The sequence below is a fragment of the Campylobacter sp. IFREMER_LSEM_CL292 genome (genome assembly GCF_025771615.1).
In the GTDB taxonomy this organism is placed as follows: domain Bacteria; phylum Campylobacterota; class Campylobacteria; order Campylobacterales; family Campylobacteraceae; genus Campylobacter_D; species Campylobacter_D lari_D.
The window spans coordinates 92,378-113,386 of the sequence record NZ_JAKMQP010000005.1; the positions used below are offsets into that span (position 1 = coordinate 92,378).

The 21,009-nt window shown below is 28.7% G+C and carries 20 protein-coding genes and 2 pseudogenes; 7 read left to right on the forward strand and 15 right to left on the reverse strand.

Annotated elements, in window-relative coordinates; translation table 11 throughout:
• The first annotated feature begins 1 nt into the window (after position 1).
• A complete protein-coding gene (locus L8T82_RS04500; RefSeq protein WP_133319366.1) occupies positions 2-694 on the forward strand; it encodes a hypothetical protein in 693 nt (230 codons plus the stop codon).
• Positions 695-1,186, forward strand: coding sequence for a flavodoxin FldA (fldA, locus tag L8T82_RS04505; RefSeq protein WP_263666248.1), 492 nt, complete (start codon positions 695-697; stop codon positions 1,184-1,186).
• 24 nt (positions 1,187-1,210) lie between these two features.
• On the opposite strand, the pseudogene L8T82_RS08045 reads toward fldA, so the two are convergent.
• The 10 genes and pseudogenes from L8T82_RS08045 to gap form a co-directional block, all read right to left on the reverse strand.
• Positions 1,211-1,612 (reverse strand): annotated as a pseudogene (locus tag L8T82_RS08045) (methyl-accepting chemotaxis protein); the annotation flags it as partial.
• Between the two features lie 924 nt (positions 1,613-2,536).
• Positions 2,537-3,208 (reverse strand): annotated as a pseudogene (locus tag L8T82_RS08050) (cache domain-containing protein); the annotation flags it as partial.
• Between the two features lie 130 nt (positions 3,209-3,338).
• Positions 3,339-3,743, reverse strand: coding sequence for a hypothetical protein (locus tag L8T82_RS04515; RefSeq protein WP_263725963.1), 405 nt, complete (start codon positions 3,741-3,743; stop codon positions 3,339-3,341).
• Complete coding sequence (locus tag L8T82_RS04520; RefSeq protein WP_133319362.1) at positions 3,736-4,446, reverse strand: EI24 domain-containing protein; 711 nt, start codon at positions 4,444-4,446, stop codon at positions 3,736-3,738. The genes L8T82_RS04515 and L8T82_RS04520 overlap by 8 nt, the downstream gene beginning before the upstream one ends.
• Positions 4,443-5,135 carry a dUTP diphosphatase gene (locus L8T82_RS04525; protein ID WP_263725964.1) on the reverse strand — a complete coding sequence of 231 codons (693 nt, stop codon included), beginning with the start codon at positions 5,133-5,135 and terminating at the stop codon, positions 4,443-4,445. Before L8T82_RS04525 ends, L8T82_RS04520 begins: the two co-directional genes overlap by 4 nt.
• Before the next feature lie 12 nt (positions 5,136-5,147).
• The gene (locus L8T82_RS04530; RefSeq protein WP_133319360.1) at positions 5,148-5,696 is read right to left on the reverse strand and encodes an ATP-binding protein; all 549 of its coding nucleotides are present in this window, start codon (positions 5,694-5,696) and stop codon (positions 5,148-5,150) included.
• Between the two features lie 125 nt (positions 5,697-5,821).
• Positions 5,822-7,456: a hydrogenase small subunit gene (locus L8T82_RS04535; RefSeq protein WP_263725965.1), complete on the reverse strand. Its 1,635-nt coding sequence runs from the start codon at positions 7,454-7,456 to the stop codon at positions 5,822-5,824.
• Positions 7,457-7,459: 3 nt separating this feature from the next.
• Entirely contained in the window at positions 7,460-8,140 is a 681-nt protein-coding gene (locus L8T82_RS04540) for a triose-phosphate isomerase (RefSeq protein WP_263725966.1), read from the reverse strand.
• Entirely contained in the window at positions 8,137-9,339 is a 1,203-nt protein-coding gene (locus tag L8T82_RS04545; RefSeq protein ID WP_263725967.1) for a phosphoglycerate kinase, read from the reverse strand. The genes L8T82_RS04540 and L8T82_RS04545 overlap by 4 nt, the downstream gene beginning before the upstream one ends.
• Before the next feature lies 1 nt (position 9,340).
• Positions 9,341-10,336, reverse strand: a complete 996-nt coding sequence (gap, locus tag L8T82_RS04550) for a type I glyceraldehyde-3-phosphate dehydrogenase (protein WP_220566300.1) — start codon at positions 10,334-10,336, stop codon at positions 9,341-9,343.
• A 59-nt stretch (positions 10,337-10,395) separates the two neighbouring features.
• Here gap and nadD point away from each other — a divergent pair, with 59 nt between their 5' ends.
• The 3 genes from nadD to L8T82_RS04565 all read left to right on the forward strand — a co-directional run bounded on the left by nadD (position 10,396) and on the right by L8T82_RS04565 (position 11,792).
• Complete coding sequence (gene nadD, locus L8T82_RS04555) at positions 10,396-10,941, forward strand: nicotinate (nicotinamide) nucleotide adenylyltransferase (protein WP_263725968.1); 546 nt, start codon at positions 10,396-10,398, stop codon at positions 10,939-10,941.
• Between the two features lie 13 nt (positions 10,942-10,954).
• Positions 10,955-11,284, forward strand: coding sequence for a ribosome silencing factor (gene rsfS / locus L8T82_RS04560; protein ID WP_263725969.1), 330 nt, complete (start codon positions 10,955-10,957; stop codon positions 11,282-11,284).
• A 370-nt stretch (positions 11,285-11,654) separates the two neighbouring features.
• Complete coding sequence (locus L8T82_RS04565) at positions 11,655-11,792, forward strand: hypothetical protein (protein WP_220566298.1); 138 nt, start codon at positions 11,655-11,657, stop codon at positions 11,790-11,792.
• A gap of 1 nt (position 11,793) precedes the next feature.
• Here L8T82_RS04565 and L8T82_RS04570 read toward each other — a convergent pair whose 3' ends face one another.
• From L8T82_RS04570 to L8T82_RS04590, 5 genes are all read right to left on the reverse strand, one after another.
• The gene (locus tag L8T82_RS04570) at positions 11,794-12,168 is read right to left on the reverse strand and encodes a DUF1090 domain-containing protein (protein WP_263725970.1); all 375 of its coding nucleotides are present in this window, start codon (positions 12,166-12,168) and stop codon (positions 11,794-11,796) included.
• A gap of 235 nt (positions 12,169-12,403) precedes the next feature.
• Positions 12,404-12,778, reverse strand: a complete 375-nt coding sequence (locus L8T82_RS04575; protein ID WP_263662839.1) for an HIT family protein — start codon at positions 12,776-12,778, stop codon at positions 12,404-12,406.
• Positions 12,779-12,819: 41 nt separating this feature from the next.
• A complete protein-coding gene (gene fumC, locus L8T82_RS04580; RefSeq protein WP_263664611.1) occupies positions 12,820-14,211 on the reverse strand; it encodes a class II fumarate hydratase in 1,392 nt (463 codons plus the stop codon).
• Between the two features lie 128 nt (positions 14,212-14,339).
• Positions 14,340-16,139, reverse strand: a complete 1,800-nt coding sequence (gene glmS, locus L8T82_RS04585; protein ID WP_263725971.1) for a glutamine--fructose-6-phosphate transaminase (isomerizing) — start codon at positions 16,137-16,139, stop codon at positions 14,340-14,342.
• A 3-nt stretch (positions 16,140-16,142) separates the two neighbouring features.
• Complete coding sequence (locus tag L8T82_RS04590) at positions 16,143-18,497, reverse strand: nucleotidyltransferase (protein WP_263725972.1); 2,355 nt, start codon at positions 18,495-18,497, stop codon at positions 16,143-16,145.
• A 120-nt stretch (positions 18,498-18,617) separates the two neighbouring features.
• On the opposite strand from L8T82_RS04590, the gene mqnE reads away from it, so the two are divergent.
• Positions 18,618-19,682: an aminofutalosine synthase MqnE gene (gene mqnE, locus L8T82_RS04595; RefSeq protein WP_263664608.1), complete on the forward strand. Its 1,065-nt coding sequence runs from the start codon at positions 18,618-18,620 to the stop codon at positions 19,680-19,682.
• Between the two features lie 8 nt (positions 19,683-19,690).
• The gene (locus L8T82_RS04600) at positions 19,691-21,007 is read left to right on the forward strand and encodes an NCS2 family permease (RefSeq protein WP_263661047.1); all 1,317 of its coding nucleotides are present in this window, start codon (positions 19,691-19,693) and stop codon (positions 21,005-21,007) included.
• The last annotated feature ends 2 nt before the right edge of the window (positions 21,008-21,009 follow it).

Here is a 21,009-nt window from a genome sequence, read left to right on the forward strand (position 1 = left end):
CATGTTTGGTTTTAATAACAAAGAGGATTTGGTACCTAAAATATTTAGAGATTTAGAACAAGAAAATATTAATTTTATTTTTTTGAATTTGTATAATTCTTTGGTGGAAAATGATCTAAAAATACCTTATATTTATGCAAAAAAAGCTACTAGTTTAAGAAATATTTTTGAGTTAAAAATCCAAAATATGATCACAGAAAGGGTTTTGAAATTTAGTAAAATAAAACAATTTTGTCCATATTCTCATAAAATCATCAAAGCATATAAAGAAGGAAATTTAAATAAATTACAGCTTGAAGCAAAGATGCCAAAATATGCTTTAGCTAGATTAATACAAAATGTTTTTATGTCATCAAATTTTATCTTAGATCCACAGGTGGCTTTTGAGTCTTTTGTGTATGATAAAATTTGTAAAAGCAATGTAAAGGCTAGGGTAGATATTCAAGAAAATATCATTATTATCAATGATAAAATGGCTATTATGCCTTCTTTTTTTGAAGATAATAAAAAGGATATAAATTTAGCTTTGCAAATTATCAAAAAAAATGTTTTTGAAATATTTTATATTGTGTATCCAAGAAATAAAAATTTTACTCAACATAAAGAAATAAGACATAATTTATGTGAAAATAACAAAACTTTGCTAAAATTAGTTCCCTATACTATTAATAATCAAATTTTAAGGAGATGTTAAATGTCAGTAGCAGTAATTTATGGTAGCTCTATGGGAAATACCGAAGGTGCGGCAAATATGATCGCTCAAAAATTAGGAATTTCAGAAGTGTTAAATATTGCAGATATTAATGCAGAAAAAATCAATTCTTATGATAAATTAATCTGCGGAACTTCTACTTGGGGAAGTGGAGATTTTCAAGATGATTGGGATAGTTTTGATTTTTCAGCTTTAAATCTTAGTGGAAAAACCGTTGCAGTTTTTGGTATGGGAGATAGTGAAAGCTACTCAGATACATATTGTAGTGCTATGGGAAAACTTGCTCAGGCTTTAAAAGCAGCAGGTGCAAATTTAGTAGGTTCAGTTTCTACAGGTGGTTATACTTTTGAATCAAGTGATGCGGTAGAAGGAGATAAATTTGTAGGGCTTGCATTAGATAATGATAACCATGAGGATTTAACCGAAAGTAGAATTGATGCTTGGTTAGAACAAATTAAACCTTCTTTTTCTTAAATCTAGATGCCAAAAAGGCATCTTTTAAAATTTTCTTTTTTTTGTTTCACTTAATATATCTTGTGCTAAAGAATCTACTTCATTTGCAATAGCATTTGTATGTATTGCTGTTTGAGAATTTTGTTGTGTAAGTTTTTCTATAGTAGCCACTGACTCATTAATTTGGCTAATATCATTAGCTTCTTCCTTTATAGCTTCACCCATATCATTTATAGACTGGGCTAAGATATTAGTATTAGCTTCAATCTCACCTAAAGACTTTTGAGTTCTTTCTGCTAAGTTTCTAACTTCATCAGCAACAACAGCAAAGCCACGACCATGTTCTCCTGCACGAGCTGCTTCAATAGCTGCATTTAATGCAAGTAGGTTAATTTGATCAGCAATATCTGAAATCATAGTGGTAACACTTTTAATATCGTTACTTTGTTTAACTACATCTTGTGCTTTGATAGAAATTTCACTCATAGTTGAATTCATTTGCTCTAAAGCTCTTGCACTTTCTTGTAGTGATGAGGTTTGATGTGTGGCATCATTTGTAAGTTCATGCATACTTTGTTTGAGTGCTTCAGCTTTTTGATTTAATAACTCACCTTGGTTTAGTGATTGTGAAAGCATGTTTTTGATTTCATTCCCAAGGGCATTGATTGCTTTTTCAACATCGCCTTTTGGGGTATTAATAGCTGCAGTAAAATCTAATTGTTTATAACTATCAAATACCGCTTGAATTTCGTTTAAATTATTACCAATTTTTTGTTGTAAAGTATCAAGCATTTTATTTAAAACATCTATGAGTTCTTGAATTTGCGGATTGTTAGCATGAGAGCTAATGTGTAAATTAAGCTCACCTGTTTCTATTTTTCTAGCAACATTTACAGATTCTTCAATAGCTTTTGCATCTTTACTTAAAGCCTCTTTGATAATATTAATATTTTCATTAATCTCATCAGCCATTTTCCCAAATTCATCTTGAGTTTTTAGTTTAATAGGGTGTGAATGAATGTCTTTATGATTTAAATAGTTAAAGAAATTATGCAAGCCTGAAGATATAATAGCAATTGGCTTAAGATTATAAGAAATGATTATTCTAATAAAAATCAAAGTAATAAAAATAGCAATTAAGGAAATAATAATTTGTTCCATCAATGTTTGTTTAGCTGTATCGCTGTAAAAATCATAATCAGCTATAGAGCAAATAGTATATTTTGGATTGATACTACCATTACAAATTAAAGCTTTGATCCCTTCTTCTTTAGTTTGAATTTTGAAAATATCCCTAGAAAGACTTTTGTTTGCACCTTCAGTTGTTTTAAAATAATTTGAAATAATATCTTTACTAATATTAGTTGAGGTTAAGATTTTGGAAGAATCGGTATGAAAAAGATAAGTTCCATCATCAGCTAAAACAGCAGCATGTGAATAAGGTGTTTTACCTATAGCCAAAACTTCTTCTGAGAATTTTTTCAAATCATAATCAGCAGCAACTACACCTATAACTTTTCCATTGTCTATAATAGGACTAGCATAAGAAATGGTTGGTTTTTGCATACTAGATGATATGTAAGGATCTGTGATAATTAATTCTCTTTTTTCCTTGGCTTCTTTATACCATCCTCTAGATCTAGGATCATAACCACTTTCTGGAGTTTGATTATTGCCATTTGATCTAAATATAGTTCCATCTTCAAAACCCACATAGGTTAAATCAAAACCCAAAGAATTTCCTATAGAATTTAATAAACTAGTATATTGTGTTGAATTTAGATTATTTTTATTTTCTTTGATGTATTTTGTTAAAGAATTGATCACATTGCGTCTATCGCTTGCGTATAAATCAAATCTTTTACTCACATCAAAAGCAACCTTTTGTTGAAACTGAACTAACAGTGTATGGCTATTGGATTTAGATTTAACATAATTAAAAAAACCTAAAACACATAGCAAAACTACAACAAAAATACAAACTAAGAAAGCTATTTTGTTGGAAAAATTACCTAGTAGGTATTTCTTAATAGAAGAGAGCATTTTTTCTCCTTGACAAAGTCAATATTTGACTTCATGATTATGATAGTTTGTATGATTTTATTAAAAAAATATTTAAAAAATTATAAAAAAATTAATTTTTATTAAAAAATATTATATTTTTAGGATATTTTTAAATAAAAAATTCTAATTTTTTAGAAAGTAGAATTTTATTATCGGTATATTTTGCCCATTGTATATTTAGAGCAAAAATACAAGCTTTTGCAAGTTTTGCAAAGGGAAATTTTTCATAATATATTTTTTCTTGTTCTGCGGTAGCTTTTCTAAAAATAGCTTTAATTTGTACTCCTTTAATAAGATTGATAATATTTGTATCTAGTGCTATATTAACTCCTACTTTTGGATTTTTGTAAGAAAGCTGAATGTGTCTAGTATGTTCTTCGCTAGCAAAAATCAATGCAAGATTTTCATCATCAAAAGCATAATAGCAACTTGCGCAATATATTTCATCATTATCTTGCACGCTCAAGGTTAAGAGTTTTTGAGAATGAATGAATTTTTTAATTCTCTCATCCATTATTTTTAGCTTCTAAATTTAAGATCTTTTGGTAACTTAAATGAGTTAAAAAAATTACATAAAATACTTGTAAAAATAGTCCAAGCAAAGGAATGCTTGATAAAATAAAAAATATTAAAGTGCTTATTTTAAAGTTCAAAGGTGAAGAGTTCTTATAAAAATTATTAAAAGAATTTTTATCCAAGACATTGCTTAATACATCTAAGAGTAAAAGTTTATGAAATAAATAATAAAAAACTCCATAATAAATCACAATACTTATAAAAGGTATGATTAGTAAAAAAGTAGCGATTATAAATAATACGCAAAAAGTCAATATAAATTTAAATGTTTTGAGTAAAACTTCTAAAGAATTTACTTCTTTTTGTATGAAATAGTTGTAGTATTTTTGATTTATTTTTTTTACTATATAAGGCGTTAAAAAAGAAATAATTAGCATGGATAAAAATACTGAGGCAAAAACTACTATGAAAAATCCACCTATGGCACTCAAAAATGTAAGTGAAAATTGTACTATGGAAAAGCTAAAAAACCAAGCCATGAAAGTTCCGCTAATGACATCTTCAATATAAGAAAAAAAGATATCATAGGTGTAGAATACAAGCAAGGCTAAAATAATTAAACTAACAAAAAAAGGCAAAAAAGAAAATTTTAAAAAAGGTTTACTAAAAAAATTTTGTAAGCTTAGATATAAAATATTCATTTTAATTCATCGTAATAATTTTGAAGTTTTTTGTAAATTTCTTTATAATCTAAGGTTTCTTTTAAAATTTGATTTAAAACTTCATTATCTTCTACACCATTCCATGTTTTTTTATATGTGCCTTCTTTATAGCCATTTTTTTGTCTGAATTGATTTAAAATATTTTTTCCAATATATGTTTTGTAAAGTTTAAAAAAATTTAAGCCACATTTTCTAGCTAGAATAAAATAGACACTTAAAAGCTCACCTAAATCATAATCAAATCCACTGCATTTATGGATAATAAGCTCAATATCATTTAAAATTCCATAAATATCCGCTTCGTTTGGATTAGAAGTTTCTTTGCAAAAATCATCAAAAAAACTTACAGAAGAAACTTCTTCTGCTATAAAATTTTTATCATTAATTTGTTTTTCTTTGTATTCTTCTAAAATTAAACTCAAGATAAAATGCCATATATCTACTATTTCAATACATACATTATCCCAGTTTGCAGGAGTGTGTATACTTTTCCAATGCTTCCAAGCAAAAGAATCAATAAGTTCAGCACATTCCATATAAATGCATCTTCTAAAGCTAATTAATTTACCTTCTTTGGTATAGCCATTTTCCCATCCTATACCATTAGTATCATCATTTAATTTTTGCTGGAGTTCTAGCATGCTTTTTAAAATATCTTTTACTTGCATTTATTTTCCTTCTTAAGCGTAAAATCCAAATTCTTTATTATTTTCTTCTTCTTTTTTCTTTTCTTGATTGTTATATTGCTTCCAAATTTCTTCTAATAATTTAGCACTATCTTGGAAAATCTGTTTTTTAATATCTTCAAGATCAGTTTTTGTCATTTCTTTATTTAAACTTTTATCCATAATATTAAATAACTCATGCAAGGTTGCTTTTTTATGCTCTTCATTTTTTGGTATAGGCAGAGCATCGCCAATTTTCATCGCAGTGGTGATAAGCTCTTTTGGCTTTAAGGTTCCTACTCTTGAGTTTTTCATAAATTCATCAATTTGAGGCTGTACTTTGGCTACTGCTTCTTTAATTTCTTCAATTTCTTCTTGTGAAAGTTTTGTGCCACTATATGAAAACGAAAAACCAAATTGATTTCTTAAACTCAAAGATGCTGAATTTCCATCTTTATCTAATTTTGCTTCTTTTTTATCGTACATAGAAAAAGAAAGATGATTGCCGTTTTTTGTTTTTATATCCATAGAAAAATTTTGAGAGTTATAGCTAGAAATTTGCATAATGTTCCTTTCAAATCAAGATAAAGTTATATCGTCAAAATAACTAAATCTTAAATAAATTTGCAAAGTTTTTAAGCTTTGCAAATTTCAAATACTAGGGAGACAAATATTTTATCATTAAGTCTTTAAACACTCGTTAAATCCCAAAATAATTTTAGTATTTTTTCATTATTTGAGTGTATTAAAATTTGTTTTTTGTTATGTATATTTTTACATGCTTTTAAAGCCTGTTTTAAATTTTCTTTTAAAGAAAAAATCAATCCAAAAGCAATAGCTTCTTTATCTAAACCACCTAAAATATAAATCAAAGGCATACGCATTGACTTAGAAACATCAAGCTTTGCTTGTTCATTAATGGTAGTTTTAAAATCAAATTTGCTAGGATGTTTGAACTTATAAGCTAAAGCAAGATCTAAAAACTCATCTAAATGGCTTAATTTTTTTCCGCTAATAAAAGGATATATAAAATAAAATAAATCTAAGATATTATTGCTAATTTTGCTTTCATCATCATAATTTTCTTGTATAAAATTATAATATGTTTTACATTGCTTTTGATAGTTTTGTATTAAAGTCATAGCCATTTTAGTTTTTGCAAAATTATTTAAAAAAACTTTAGGATTAGTTTCAAAACTAAAGTCTAAAAAATTAATCTTTGTGTCATTTTGATAAAAAATTCCACTAATATCGTTTTCTAAATCTAACAAAATATTATCTGAATTAAGCTCATTGTTAGAGCTATTATGGACTATTTTATTATCCAATATAATAGAAAAATTATTATAAGCAAATTCATTGCTCATAGGTTTTTCATAAAAACCAAAATCATCCCAAAAATTCTCTTCACTACAAGCAATACAGCCATGTCCTGCAGCTACTGGCCAAGAGGTTTTGGAGTTAAATTTAACCTTAGGGCAATTATTATAAGCATAAGGTCCTTTACAACCTACTTTAAAAAGACAATAACCTTGTTTTATATTTTCATCGTTAAAACTTTGAGCAAAATTACCTGCTTCAAATTTAGCTTTTCTTTCACATAAATCATGCAAACATTTACCATAAAAGGCTAAAGGTCTATTTTGCTCATCTAAAGCCATGTCTTGTTCAAATAATATATAAAAACAAAGCGCTGCGATGATATTTACATCACTTGGAGGACAACCTGGTATATTGATTACTTTTTTTTCCAAGACTTTAGAAATTCCTATGCTTTTGGTAGGGTTTGGATGTGCAGCTTGAATTCCTCCATAGCTTGAGCAAGTTCCCATAGCAAAGATTGTTTTAGCATTTTTGGCACATTTTTGTAAAATTTCATATCCATTTTCACCATGTGCTCCTATAGTTAGATAAAAAGGATCTATAGCGCAAACCCCGCCTTCAACGGCCAAAAGAAAATCTTTTTTTTCTAAAACTTCCTCTAAATGCGATTCTGCCTGGTGTCCGCTTGCACTCATAAAGGTTTCATGATATTCTAAAGAAATAAAATCAAAAATTAGATCTAAAAAGTCAGGCAATGAAGTTCTAAGCAAACTCTCACTACACCCTGTGCATTCACTTAAATGAAGCCATATTAGACTAGGTGGGGTGTGAAGTTGAAAATATCTATGTGCTAAAGGGCTAAAATCATTTGGCAAACCTAAAATTTTAATGATGGAATTTACGGCTTCTAATGAGATATTTTTCTCTTCTTTGTGCGAGTTTTCTAATAGAGCAATTTTATGCTCTAATATGCTTTTTAATTCTTCATTGCTTAAAGACATTTTTTAACCTTTGGCTATTTGTATCATATTTAAAAAATCATTTGCATTTAATGCGGCTGAACCTATTAATACTCCATCACAATTTTTTAAAGCACAAATTTCTTTAATATTGTTTTGATTAACACTTCCACCATATAAAAGCTTAGCGTTAGTAAATTCTCTTAAAAAATTAAGTATGGTATTAATATCATCAAGATTAGCACTAACTCCTGTGCCTATAGAATAAATAGGCTCATATGCTATGATAAGTTTTTTATAAGATAAATCAATATTTTCAATTTGTTTTTTTAAAAAATCCAAGCTTTTATTAGTATTTTTGGTTTCTAAACTTTCGCCTATACAATAAATGATATTAAAATCAAGATTTTTTGCAAAATCAAATTTAGCCCTTAAAAAGCTTTCATTTTCACTTAAAGCTCTCCTTTCAGAGTGGCCTATTAAAACGCTTTTGATATTAAATTCTTCTAAGTGAATTTTACCTATTTCTCCGGTATATGCTCCATTTTCACAAGGGTAGAAATTCTGCGCGCCTTGCTGAAATGAAAAATTGTCTTTTAAGAAAGCTATGCTAGGAGGGAAGATGAAAATTTCATCTTCTTTGTTTAAGTTTTGGTTTAATTCTTGAGCATAAAGTTCAAAGCTTGATCTTGTATGATTGCACTTTAAATTTGCTGCAAAAATCATTCATTATCCTTTATAGTCAAAGGTTTTACACCAGGAAGTTCTTTTCCTTCTATAAGTTCTAATGATGCCCCACCGCCAGTTGAAATGAAAGTCATCTCATCAGCATCACCCGCTCTTGCTACAACATCAGCAGTATCACCACCACCTATTACAGTTGTTGCATGAGATTCGCTAATATAATGACTCATTTTAATGCTACCTTTTGAGAATTTATCGATTTCAAAAACCCCCATAGGCCCATTCCACCATATAGTTTGAGCATCAGAAAGTGCCTCTTTAAATAATCTTACGCTAGCAGGACCTATATCAAGTCCCATCCAACCTGCAGGAATTTCTTGCACAGGGGTGTATTTCATTACTGCTTCTTGAGAGCAAGTTTGCGCTGCTGTAACATCCACAGGAAGATAAATTTTTACACCTAGATTTTTACCTTTGAGTAAGATTTTATTTGCTTCTTCAATTAAATCTTCTTCTAAAAGAGAATTTCCTATATCATAACCTTGAGCTTTTAAGAAAGTAAAGGCCATACCTCCACCTATGATTAATTTATTTACTTTTGGAAGTAAGTTAGTCAAAGCTTGTAATTTTCCACTTACTTTAGAGCCACCCACTACAGCTACAAAAGGACGCGCAGGGTGTTTGATAAGATTGCTTGCAAATTCTATTTCTTTTTGGAGTAAAAATCCCGCACCCTTGTTTGCATTATCAAAGTATTTTGTAATAGCTTCAACGCTAGCATGGGCTCTATGGCAAACCCCAAAAGCATCATTAATATAAACATCAGCCATAGAAGCAAGTTCTTTAGCTAAGTTTTCATCATTCTTAGTTTCACCTTTTTCAAAGCGTAAATTTTCTAAAAGCAAAATTTCACTTGATTTTAATTCGCTAGCTTTTTTCTTTGCATCTTCACCTATAACATCTTTAGCCATGATGACTTCTTTAGCCATTAAGCGTGCAAGTCTTTTTGCAACTGGTTCTAAAGAGTATTTTGAAGCTATTTCTTTTGGACGCCCTAAATGTGAAGCTAAAATAACCGCACAGCCATTATCTAAACAATACCTTATAGTAGGGATGGCCGAGCGAATACGACGATCGTCGGTGATATTTAAAAACTCATCTTGAGGAACATTAAAATCACATCTTATAAATACTTTTTTCTTTGCAAGATCAATATCTTTAATCGATAAAATACTACTCATCTTAAGCCTTTGCTATAAATACTGCCATATCTACTAAACGAGAAGAATAACCCCATTCATTATCATACCAAGCAACCACTTTAACAAAATCATCACAAATAACTTGAGTTAAATCACTTGCTACAATTGCACCATAAGAGCAAGTTATAAAATCACTAGAAACTCTTTCTTCATCATCTACCAATAATATGCCTTTTAAATTACTAGCAGCTGCTTTTCTAAAGGCTTCATTGATTTCTTCTTTACTTACTTTTTTCTTTAAAGTTGCAGTTAAATCTACAGTTGATACATCAGCTACAGGCACACGCATGCTTTGACCATGTAATTTTCCATCAAGTTCAGGCATAACAAGCTTCATAGCTTTTGCTGCACCAGTTGAAGTAGGGATGATATTTTGTGCAGCAGCGCGTGATCTTCTTTTATCTCTTGCTTTTGCATCAATAATACTTTGACCATTGGTGTAAGCATGTATAGTAGTCATTAAGCCTTTTTCTATGCCAAAATTATCTTGCAAAACTCTACAAATTGGTCCTAGGCAGTTAGTGGTACAACTTGCATTTGAGATGATATTTTCGCCTTTGTATTCGTGAGCATTTACTCCTAAAACATAGGTTGGAGTTTTATCTTTTGCAGGTGCACTCATGATGACTTTTTGCACTCCATGATCTAAAAATCCTTGACATTTTTCCATAGTTAAGTGTGCACCGGTACACTCTAAAACAATTTGTGCTCCATATTTTGCAAAGTCTAAATCTGCTACATTTCTACTTTTTAAAACTTTTATTTTTTTATTATCAATTATTAAATCATCATTTTCATTTTCAACACTACCATCATATACCCCATGAACGGTGTCGTATTTAAAAAGATATTTTGTGAGTTCAATATCAGTGGTATCATTAATCGCTACAAGTTCTATATCATCGCGTTTCATGATAATTCTTGCAACACATCTTCCAATGCGTCCAAAGCCATTTATTGCAACTTTTACAGCCATTTTCATTTCCTTTTTATGATTAAGTAGATAAAATTCTACTAAAAAAAGGTTAAATTTTAATGAAAATCGCACTTTTTGGCGGTAGTTTTGATCCGCCTCATTTAGGTCATAATGCTATAGTCTTAAATGCATTAGAAAATTTAGAGCTTGATAAACTCATTATTATGCCTACTTTTATTAGTTTTTTTAAACAAGAATTTACTGCAGATGAACAAAGACGCTTAAAATGGTGCAAGGAAATTTGGGGTAGCTTAATAAAAGTTGAAATTTGTGATTTTGAAATAAAAAAGCAAAGACCTGTGCCTAGTATAGAAAGTGTTGAATTTTTATATAAGCAATATGAAATTTCAAAATTTTATCTTATTTTAGGAGCTGATCATTTGCAAAGTCTTGAAAAATGGCATGAATTTGAAAGATTGCAAAATTTGGTAGAATTTGTTATAGCTAAAAGAGATGATATTTTTATACCAAAACATTTTAAAACTTTAGATACTAAAGTAAATATCTCTTCATCTTTTATAAGACAAACTTTACAAACAACGCAAGTTTGTGAGCAAATCAAAGAAGAAGTTAAGCTTTATTATTCTAAATTTAAAAATATTTAACAAAAGGAAAACAATGCAAGAAAGAATTAATAATATAGTGCAGATTTTAGATGATAAAAAAGCAGATTTAATAGAAAGCTTTGATATGCAAGATAAGGATTATTTTGTTAAATTTGTAGTGATTGCTACTACTATGGGGGAAAGACACGCGCTTTCTTTAATTGATGATTTAAAAACTAATCTTAAAAGCAAAGGTGAGGAGTTTTTAAATATAGAAAGTAGTGAAGAATGGACTGTACTTGATTTAGGAGATATTTTGATTCACTTAATGAGTGAAACTTATAGAGCAAAATATAATATAGAAGAATTTTTGAAAAGTTTAAATAAAGAAAATCAAAACTAGGATTAATATTTGGATAATCTAATCACTGAATTATCAGATTTAGCTAAAGAATATTTTGAAAATTCAGAATTTGAAAAATGCGATGAAGTTTTAAGCGAGCGTATTGTTTTTGGAAGCTTATCACAATAGAGCATTTTGTGGATTTAATTGTTTCAAATTTCAAGAAGTACTTTTGGCTTTCAATAAAACCATGTACTAGATAATACATATTATTTAGTATATTTTAACAGAGCTAGAGTTTATATACTTTTAGATAAGCAAATAAAAGCCTTAAAAAAATTGTAAACTTATATTGATCTAGCTCTTGTTTAAGAAGCGACTTTGAGAATTTCGAAGATATCAAAAGGCTATAGAATTTTTAATAAAATGATTGAGTAAACAAGTTTTAGAATATACCAAAGAATTATCAAAGCTTGATGGAGAAAATGAGTTTGCATTAAAAAATCAAAATATTTTAATGCAAAAATTAAAACAACAAAATAAAAAGTGGTGGCAAATTTGGAATTAAATTAGAGTTTGTTGATGTATTCTTCAATCTCTTTTTTGATTTTGTCTTTTTTGTCTTTTAAAGCTTGTTTTTTATTTTTATACTCTGTTTTACTCATATAATCTTTTTGTTTTTTTAATTCTTTTAACTCTTGTTCGATTTTTTCTATCTCTTGCTCTTTAAGTTTTTTGCCCTCTAATTTTTTATCATAAAAAAGAGGATCTTTTGCGCAATCTGCCTGGACTTCTTTTAAGGCTAATTCTAAACTTAAAGCTTTTTCTTGATGATTGTAATTTTTAGCATAAGCTATTTCTTTTTGAATTTGCTTTATTTTAACCTCACATTGCGTGGAAAATGCAAATGAGCAAAGTGTAAGTAAAAATAACAATTGCTTCATAATTTAAACCTTTCTTTTTTGAAATTTTAGTTTATTATATTAAATAATTTATTTGCTGTTTTTAATAAAAACATGAGTTTTAAAAAAAGTTATTTGACCTTTTATAAAAATAAAGATGAATTATTATCAAGCTTATAGTTTGATTTTCTCATATTTTAAACTTATATGATTTTTGTACTAAAATAATCCTAAGTAGATAATGTAATAGGATTTGATAACTAGAATTAATAAATTTTTAAACATGAATATTGTTTATTTTTTTAAGTAAAATTGATACAAATCCTTCAAAATCAGGCAATTTTAAATCCTTAATTTCTCTTTGTTGTTTTCCCCACATGCATTCAGGAAAAAACCCATCTTCTTTAAAACGTGCCATAACATGAAAATGCACTCTTGGCACATAGTTTGCAAAGGAAGCTATGTTGATTTTTTCTGGGTTGTAGTATTCTCTAAGGCTTAACTCACAAGCTAAAACATACTGAAAAAGCATATTTTGCAAAAAGGCTGGACAATCACTTAATTCTCTGTAATTTTCTTTAGTAAAAATTTTTACCCAAGGAATTTGAGAATCTTCTTTTTCTATAAATAAAAAATCATTTTCATAAATCATCTAAATCCTTAAAAAGACTAGGGTTATTCCTAGTCTTTTGATTATTTTTTTACTCCTATCATTTTTGTAGGATCTACAAATTTAGCAAAGTCTTCTTCGCTTACTAAGCCAAGTTCCATAGCACTTTCTTTTAAAGAAATACCTTTTTTATGAGCATTTTTTGCTACTTTAGCTGCATTTTCATAGCCAATATGTGGATTTAGTGCAGTTACTAGCATTAAAGAATTATGTAAATTATGATCTATTTTTTCTTTATTTGGCTCTATACCAACAGCACAATGGATATTAAATGAATGCATAGCATCAGCTAATAAATCAAGGCTTTGCAAGAAGTTATAAATAATCACAGGTTTGAAAACATTAAGCTCGAAATTTCCTTGGCTTGCTGCAAAGCCAATAGTTGCATCATTTCCCATAACTTGCACTGCAACCATAGTTAAAGCTTCGCATTGAGTAGGATTAACCTTGCCTGGCATGATAGAACTTCCTGGCTCATTTTCAGGTATGTTTAATTCCCCAAGACCACATCTAGGACCACTTGCTAGCCATCTAATATCATTTGCTATTTTCATTAAATTTGCAGCTAAGCCTTTCATGGCTCCATGAGTAAAATTAATTGCATCATGGCTTGTTAGGGCATGGAATTTATTTGGACTTGAAACAAATTTAGTGCCTATTAGCTTGCTTAATTCTTCACTTACTTTTTCACTAAGTTCTGGATGCGCATTCAATCCTGTACCAACAGCTGTCCCACCTATTGCAAGTTCTCTTAATGTAGGTAAAGAAGCGATGATTTGCTCTTTTGAGTGAAGTAACATAGAAAGATATCCGCTAAATTCTTGAGCTAGGGTAAGTGGTGTAGCATCTTGAAGGTGAGTTCTTCCTATTTTAATAATTCCTTCAAATTCTTTTACTTTTTTTTCAAAAGTTGCAATAAGCTCATCTAAAGCAGGGATAAGTTTTTTCTCTACTTGCTCTACCGAAACTATACTCATAGCAGTTGGAAAAGTATCATTTGAACTTTGACTCATATTTACATGATCATTTGGATGAACAAGCTTTTCCTTTCTAAAATCTCCACCCATAATTTCAGTTGCACGGTTTGCTATAACTTCATTCATATTCATATTGCTTTGAGTGCCTGAACCTGTTTGCCATATTGCTAGTGGGAAATTATCGTCAAATTTTCCTGCTACAATTTCATCACAAGCTTGCACGATAGCATTTTTTTTAACATCATCTAATTTGCCAAGTTTATTATTTACTAAAGCCAAAGATTTTTTAAGATTTGCAAAAGCATAAATTAAAACTTTTGGCATTTTCTCACAACCAATTTTAAAATTTTCAAAACTTCTTTCAGTTTGTGCTCCCCAATATTTATCATTAGGAACTTTTATCTCTCCCATAGTATCGTGTTCGATTCTGTATTCCATGGCCTTTCCTTGTAATAAAATAAGTTGTGATATTTAAACTAAATAAACCCTAAAGTTTGCTTATAATTTAAGAAGTATTTATAAAATTTTTGAAGAAAGGTGTAGTTTTTTTCAAAACTACACAAATATTATTCTACTGTAACACTTTTTGCTAGATTTCTTGGCATATCCACATCATTGCCAAGTCTTATAGAAACTTCTAAAGCTAGAAGTTGTAAGATTACCATCATTTCGAAAAATTCGCACATATAGTGCTCTTGTTTTGAAGTTTTTATAAAATCATCACTTAAATCAAAATCAAGTGGAGAGATAGCAAGTAAAGTAGAATCCCTTGCAGCTAATTCTTCTACATTTGATTTTGTTTTTTCATAAAGACAATTTTGCGGCATTAATGCAACGGTAAAAAGCTCACTATCTGCTAGAGCAATAGGTCCATGTTTCATTTCACCTGCTGGATAGCCTTCAGCATGTAAGTATGAAATTTCTTTAAGTTTTAAAGCTCCTTCTAGTGCTAATGGATAAAATACATCTCTTCCTATAAAGAAAAAGCCATGGCCATGTAGGTATCTTTTTGAAATTCTATGTACTTTTTCATGTAAGTTTTGTTCAACTTTAACTATACTTGGCAAGCTTCTTAGAGCTTTGATTTCTTTACCCATATCTAAATTTGCTTTTTGTGCAAGATAGATTGCAAGCATCCATAAAGTTGCTACTTGAGTGGCAAATGCTTTAGTTGAAGCTACACCTTTTTCAATGCCCGCTCTAGTAAGTAAAGATATATCAGCCAAACGCACGATGTTAGAATTATCCACATTACATATTGCTAAAGTTTTAACTCCTTGTGTTTTTGCTATTTTTAAAGCTTCTAGTGTATCAGCTGTTTCACCGCTTTGAGAGATTACTATAAAAAGAGTATTTTTACCTATAATAGCTTCTCTGTATCTAAATTCACTTGCTACTTCAACTTTAGTTTTAATTTTTGCAAGTCTTTCAAGTAAATAAGCCCCACTTAATGCTGCATGATAGCTTGTACCACAAGCACAAAGTGTGATTTCATCTATGTTTTGTAAAAGAACTTCATCTATATCTTCAAAAACAATCTGCTCACCTTGCAAGCGTCCCATTAAAACTTCACCTAAAACTCTACTTTGCTCATAAATTTCTTTTTCCATGAAAAATCTATAACCATCTTTTTGAGCATAACTTTTATCTTGACTTAAAGCTACGAAAGTAGGTTGTATACAAGCTTGATCATGACAAATTTTACATTCGTTTAAATTAACATATCCATAATCTCCATCTTCAAGATAAGCTACTTTATCCACTAAAGAAACTAAAGGTGCATCACTTGATGCAAAATAATATTCATTTTCGTCGCCATTTTTTCCGATGATGAGTGGTACAGCATTTTTAGCAAAATAAATTGTATTAGGATCTTTTTTACTCACAAGCAAGATTGCAAAAGCACCTTTTAGTTCAGCTATGGTCTTTTTAAAAGCTTCAAATGGTTCTAAATTACTCGCATGATATTCAAATAAATGTACAATAACTTCAGTGTCAGTTTGACTTAGAAAATTAATACCTTCTTGTGTGAGTTTTGTTTTTAATTCTTGGTAATTTTCTATGATTCCATTATGTATTACACAAGAGTATTGTCCTAAATGTGGATGCGCATTTATTTCGGTTGGTTTTCCATGAGTTGCCCAACGCGTATGGCCTATAGCAAGCCCAAATCCATCACTATTAAAATTAGCAGTTTTATTAGCTAAATTTTCTAATTTTCCAACCGCTTTAAAAAAGTCTAATTCTCCATCTTTCATTACTGCTATACCGGCGCTATCATAACCTCTATATTCAAGCTCTTTTAAACCTTCTAATATGATTTTTTTCTTTTCTTTAGTTCCTATATAACCTACTATTCCACACATCTTTTACTCGCTTATTAGTGATTTAAGAATTTGATCTTTATGATCTTGCAAGCTTTCATTTTTATGCAAAATCAAAACATTTCGCGTTCTTTCTTTTATAGTTTGAATTTTTGCTGCACTTAAGATAATATCATATCTTACAAGCACATCCATTACATAAGCCATTAAACCTTTTTGATCTTTTGTGTTTAAGGTTATTTTGGCATAGCTTTTGGAATAATTCATGTCTAATTTTAATTCATCTTTTTTAATGTTTGGTTTTTTTGCTTTTTTTTGTACTTTTAAATGTAATTTAGAATTAAGTAAATTTTCTAAACTTTGTTTTTGATTATCACTTACTATATCTGAATATTCAAATTTCAGATAAACTTTTTCATCAAATAATTCAAAAAAACTCATAAAGACTAAATTTAAAGAACTTAAAGTGTTAAGTATATTTTTAAGATTATTTTTTCTATTCATTAGAAGCTCTAGAGTAAAATTATCTTGATTGTCAAGCCAAAAAGTAAAATTTTCTTTTTGCGCAATCTGTGTTATTTTAATAATTTTTTCAAAGCTATTTTTTATAAAAAAGAGATTAGATTTAATATGAGTGATATTGTTTTGAGTTTGCTCATCAAGATCTAAAAAAGCCTTGCTTCTTTTTAGGGTTTGTTCTTTTTTTACCCTTCTTTGACTCTCATCAATTAAATTTTCATCCTCAAAACCTTCTAGTGCATTTTGAAACAATCTTTCTAAACTTTTATAATAAAAATGATTTTCTATACCCAAAGCTTTAGCATTGCAAAAAGATAAAAGATGTAAGGTTTTTAGGGTATGAGTATCATTTAATTTGGAAATAAAATTTAATACAATAGTAGAATTATAAATATCTTCTTTTTCTATAATATCTTTAAAAGCATTGAAATTTTTAAATAATCTTAAGCCAAAATCTAAAAATTCATTATCAACTTGGAATTTTCCAACATAAGCTCTATAAATATTAGCTAAAGAAATTTCATTTTCTTCATGAATAGCACTTAAAAGTATGGTAAGCTTTATTATTAGAAGTGTTTTTTTATCAAATTTGCAATCTTTTTCTTCAAAGTATTTTAAGCAAAGTAATGCTCTATCTAATGCGCTATAAACACCTTCTTCTTCGAGTAAAAATTTACTTTGAATTAATGGTTTGCAAAAATCTTTTAAAATATTTGCATTGTTTAGTAGTTTTAAAATACTAAAAGAATGTTTTTTTTCTAATATACCTTTAAATAACTCCAAATTTTCATCATTATTTTTTGCTCTTTTTAATGCAAAAATTAGTTTAATATCAAAAATAAATTCCTCATCTTCTAGTTTTAAAAGTCGATTGAGTATTGAATTTAAATTTTCATTTTCATCTGAATAGGTAAAAAAGTTATCTTGTATTTCATAAAGTTTATTTTCTTTATAATGTTTTTCTTGGATGCACCTTGCTAAAAAATGTGTATAAATTCCACAAATTTGCATACTTTGCATTGCTTTTTGAATGAGTATGGATTTAAGATCTAAATTTTTCTTTTCTTTTTTATGCATTAAGTTAGCAAGTTCTTGTGAATTTTGTATTAAAAATAAATTTGTGTTTTTACCTTCTAAAAGATTCATTGCACATTTAAGTGAAAATAAAAAATCACTTGCAAGCTTAAATTCGCTAAATTCTTTTTCATTGATAAAATTAAGCATATAATTTTTGGGAGAATCTTTAAATAAAATATTTAAATTTTCCATATTAAGTTGCTCATCTAAACCGCCAAAATTTTTATTAATATCAAATTCTTGCTTGATTAAAGGTTGATAATAAGGGTTAAATTCATGCAAGATTTTTAGAGCAAATTCTTCTTTTAACTCATCTTGAGCTTGGGAAATTTTTTCTTTGATTTGTTTAAATAAAATCTTAGAGCCACTAATATAGCGATATTGTAAAATATTTTGTTTAAGCTCATTTTTAGCTATATTATAAAGTCCATTTATTTCACAAATTTGATAGTTAATGCTTAAACCAATATCGTTTAAAAAAGTAATAAATGCTTTCATTAAAGGCTTAATATTATAAGCTTTTATATCTTTATAAATAAGCAATAAATCAATATTTTCTTTTATGCTTAAATTCATTTTAGCATATTGTTTAATGGCGATAATACAAAAAGGAATTTTGTCATTATGTGGAAAAAAATCATCAAAAAAATCATTTAAAACAAGTTCATAAATATCTTCTATAAAACGATCAATCTCTTTAGAATGGTAAAAGCTAAAAGAGCCTTGCTTTAAAAAAAGTCTAGAACAATATGCTTCATAGTCTTTTAAAGAATTTTTTAATTTTTGAATTTTTTGCATATCCATTTTTGAAAATTATTCCTTGCTTTAAATTTTTGTTAAAATCATACCAAAAAATACTTTGTATTAAATTTTAAGTAAGTTAAAATTATAATTGTAGTTTAAAATTAAAAATATGGTAAGAATATGCAAACAATTATAGAAAAATTAGAAAATCAAGAAAGATTAAACGAAGAAGAGGCTAATAAACTTTGGGATTTAGAGCTTTTTACTCTAGCTAAATATGCACAAAAAATTCGTACTAATTTGCATGGCAAAAAGGTTTATTTTAATATCAATCGACATATTAATCCTACAAATATATGTGCAGATACTTGTAAATTTTGTGCTTTTTCAGCACATAGGAAAAATCCTAATCCTTACACTATGACACATGAAGAGATAATGAAAATAGTTGATGAGACAGTTTTAAGAGATACGAAAGAAATTCATATTGTTTCAGCGCACAATAAAAATACATCATGGCAGTGGTATTTAGAAATTTTTAAAATGATTAAAGAAAAATATCCATTTTTACACATTAAAGCTCTAACTGCTGCTGAGGTTGATTTTTTAAGTAGAGCTTTTGATATGAGTTATGAAGAAGTGATAGAAAAAATGCTTGAGTATGGTATTGATTCTATGCCAGGTGGTGGAGCTGAAATTTTTGATGAAGAAGTTAGAAAAAGAATTTGTCATGGTAAGGTAAGTAGTGAAAATTGGTTAAAAATTCACAAACTTTGGCATGAAAAAGGCAAACAAAGTAATGCTACTATGTTATTTGGGCATATAGAAAGTAGAGAAAATAGAATTAATCACATGATAAGATTAAGAAATCTCCAAGATCAAACAAGTGGGTTTAATGCTTTTATTCCTTTAGTTTGGCAACAAGATAATAGTTTTATTACAGGTAAAAAGCCACTTGGCTCGGTGGAAATTTTAAAAACTTTAGCTATAGCAAGAATAGTGCTTGATAATATTAAAAATATCAAAGCTTATTGGGCAACTATGGGTATAAATTTAGCTATGGTGGCTCAAGATTTTGGCGCAAATGATTTAGATGGTACCATAGAAAAAGAAAGCATACAAAGTGCAGGTGGAGCAAAAAGTTCAAATGGCTTAAGTTTAAAAACCTTCATAGAGATGATTCAAAGTTCAGGTTATATAGCAATAGAGCGAGATAGTTTATATAATGAACTAAAAATTTATTAAGGATTAAAATGGATTTTTTTAAACTTAAAGAGCATAATAGCGATGTAAAAACTGAAATTTATGCAGGTATTGCTACCTTTTTAGCAATGATTTATATTATACCAGTTAATGCTAATATAATGAGCAATTCAGGTATGCCACTAGAAGCTTTAATCGTAGCAACCGCTTTGGTAACTATTATAGCTACTACTTTAAGTGCTTTTTTCTCTAATACTCCTGTGGCTATGAGTGTAGGCATGGGATTAAATGCGTATTTTACTTTTAGCGTGTGTAATACTTATCAAATTCCTTGGCAAAGTGCTTTGGGGGCTGTTTTTTTATCAGGTATTGTTTTTACTTTATTATCTTTTACTAATTTTAGAATTTGGGTTATAAAAAGCATACCAAATGATCTAAGAAAAGCTATATCAGCGGGTATTGGAACTTTTATAGCTTTTATGGGACTTGTGCAAATGGGAATTATCACCAAAAGCGAAGCAACTTTAGTAGGCTTGGGAGATTTTTCAAGCACTAAAGTACTTTTTGGATTATTTGGTTTGTTTTTAGTTTTTGTTTTTTGGGCTTGGAGGATTAAAGCTGCTTTTATCTTAGCTGTTTTTGTAAGTGCTTTGTGTGCTTGGATTTTTGGTATTGATGGAGCTAGGTTTCCAGAACAACTTTTGTCGATGCCAGTTATAAACGGAGATAATGGCTTAAGTGCAATATTTGGTAAGCTTGATATTAAAGGAGCTTTAGAGCTTAGTATGATTCCTATAGTGCTTACTTTTTTTGTTACTCAGCTTTTTGATAGCGTAGGGACAATCACAGGCGTAGGCTCAAGAGGAAAAATATTTGATGATCCAAAACAAGGTGATAAAAAACTAGGAAAAACTTTAGGAGTAGATGCTGTTAGTTCAGCTATGGGAGCAGTTGTTGGTACCTCTACTGTAACGGCATTTGTGGAGAGTTCAGCAGGAGTTGAAGCAGGCGGTAGAACAGGTCTTACAGCTTTAGTTACTGCTATATGTTTTGTTTTCACTTTATTTTTACTACCGGTATTTAAAGCTATTCCTGCAAATTCTATTTATCCTGTATTGGTTCTTGTTGGAGTTTTAATGTTTATGGAAGTTGCAAATATTAATTTTAAAGATAAAGCAATAGCTGTGAGTGCGTTTTTTATTATTATTATGATGCCGCTGACTTATTCTATTACAACAGGTTTTGCTTTTGGTTTTATTGCGTATTTATTTATGCGTATTATGCAAAAAGAATTTGATAAAATTAATCTCGGAATTATCATTTTAAGTGCAATTTCATTATTGGTATTTTTATTACAATTTTTATAGGA

Excerpts from the sequence above, each read along its gene's own strand:
- L8T82_RS04500 (WP_133319366.1), top strand. The coding sequence starts at position 2 with ATGTTTGGTTTTAATAACAAAGAGGATTTGGTACCTAAAATATTTAGA.
- L8T82_RS04525 (WP_263725964.1), bottom strand. The coding sequence starts at position 5,135 with ATGCAAGTAAAAGATATTTTAAAAAGCATGCTAGAACTCCAGCAAAAA.
- L8T82_RS04575 (WP_263662839.1), bottom strand. The coding sequence starts at position 12,778 with ATGATTTATGAAAATGATTTTTTATTTATAGAAAAAGAAGATTCTCAA.
- fumC (WP_263664611.1), bottom strand. The coding sequence starts at position 14,211 with ATGGAATACAGAATCGAACACGATACTATGGGAGAGATAAAAGTTCCT.
- mqnE (WP_263664608.1), top strand. The coding sequence starts at position 18,618 with ATGCAAACAATTATAGAAAAATTAGAAAATCAAGAAAGATTAAACGAA.
- L8T82_RS04535 (WP_263725965.1), bottom strand. The coding sequence starts at position 7,456 with ATGTCTTTAAGCAATGAAGAATTAAAAAGCATATTAGAGCATAAAATT.
- nadD (WP_263725968.1), top strand. The coding sequence starts at position 10,396 with ATGAAAATCGCACTTTTTGGCGGTAGTTTTGATCCGCCTCATTTAGGT.
- L8T82_RS04520 (WP_133319362.1), bottom strand. The coding sequence starts at position 4,446 with ATGAATATTTTATATCTAAGCTTACAAAATTTTTTTAGTAAACCTTTT.
- L8T82_RS04590 (WP_263725972.1), bottom strand. The coding sequence starts at position 18,497 with ATGGATATGCAAAAAATTCAAAAATTAAAAAATTCTTTAAAAGACTAT.
- L8T82_RS04600 (WP_263661047.1), top strand. The coding sequence starts at position 19,691 with ATGGATTTTTTTAAACTTAAAGAGCATAATAGCGATGTAAAAACTGAA.
- gap (WP_220566300.1), bottom strand. The coding sequence starts at position 10,336 with ATGGCTGTAAAAGTTGCAATAAATGGCTTTGGACGCATTGGAAGATGT.
- fldA (WP_263666248.1), top strand. The coding sequence starts at position 695 with ATGTCAGTAGCAGTAATTTATGGTAGCTCTATGGGAAATACCGAAGGT.
- rsfS (WP_263725969.1), top strand. The coding sequence starts at position 10,955 with ATGCAAGAAAGAATTAATAATATAGTGCAGATTTTAGATGATAAAAAA.
- L8T82_RS04545 (WP_263725967.1), bottom strand. The coding sequence starts at position 9,339 with ATGAGTAGTATTTTATCGATTAAAGATATTGATCTTGCAAAGAAAAAA.
- L8T82_RS04570 (WP_263725970.1), bottom strand. The coding sequence starts at position 12,168 with ATGAAGCAATTGTTATTTTTACTTACACTTTGCTCATTTGCATTTTCC.
- L8T82_RS04515 (WP_263725963.1), bottom strand. The coding sequence starts at position 3,743 with ATGGATGAGAGAATTAAAAAATTCATTCATTCTCAAAAACTCTTAACC.
- L8T82_RS04540 (WP_263725966.1), bottom strand. The coding sequence starts at position 8,140 with ATGATTTTTGCAGCAAATTTAAAGTGCAATCATACAAGATCAAGCTTT.
- L8T82_RS04530 (WP_133319360.1), bottom strand. The coding sequence starts at position 5,696 with ATGCAAATTTCTAGCTATAACTCTCAAAATTTTTCTATGGATATAAAA.
- glmS (WP_263725971.1), bottom strand. The coding sequence starts at position 16,139 with ATGTGTGGAATAGTAGGTTATATAGGAACTAAAGAAAAGAAAAAAATC.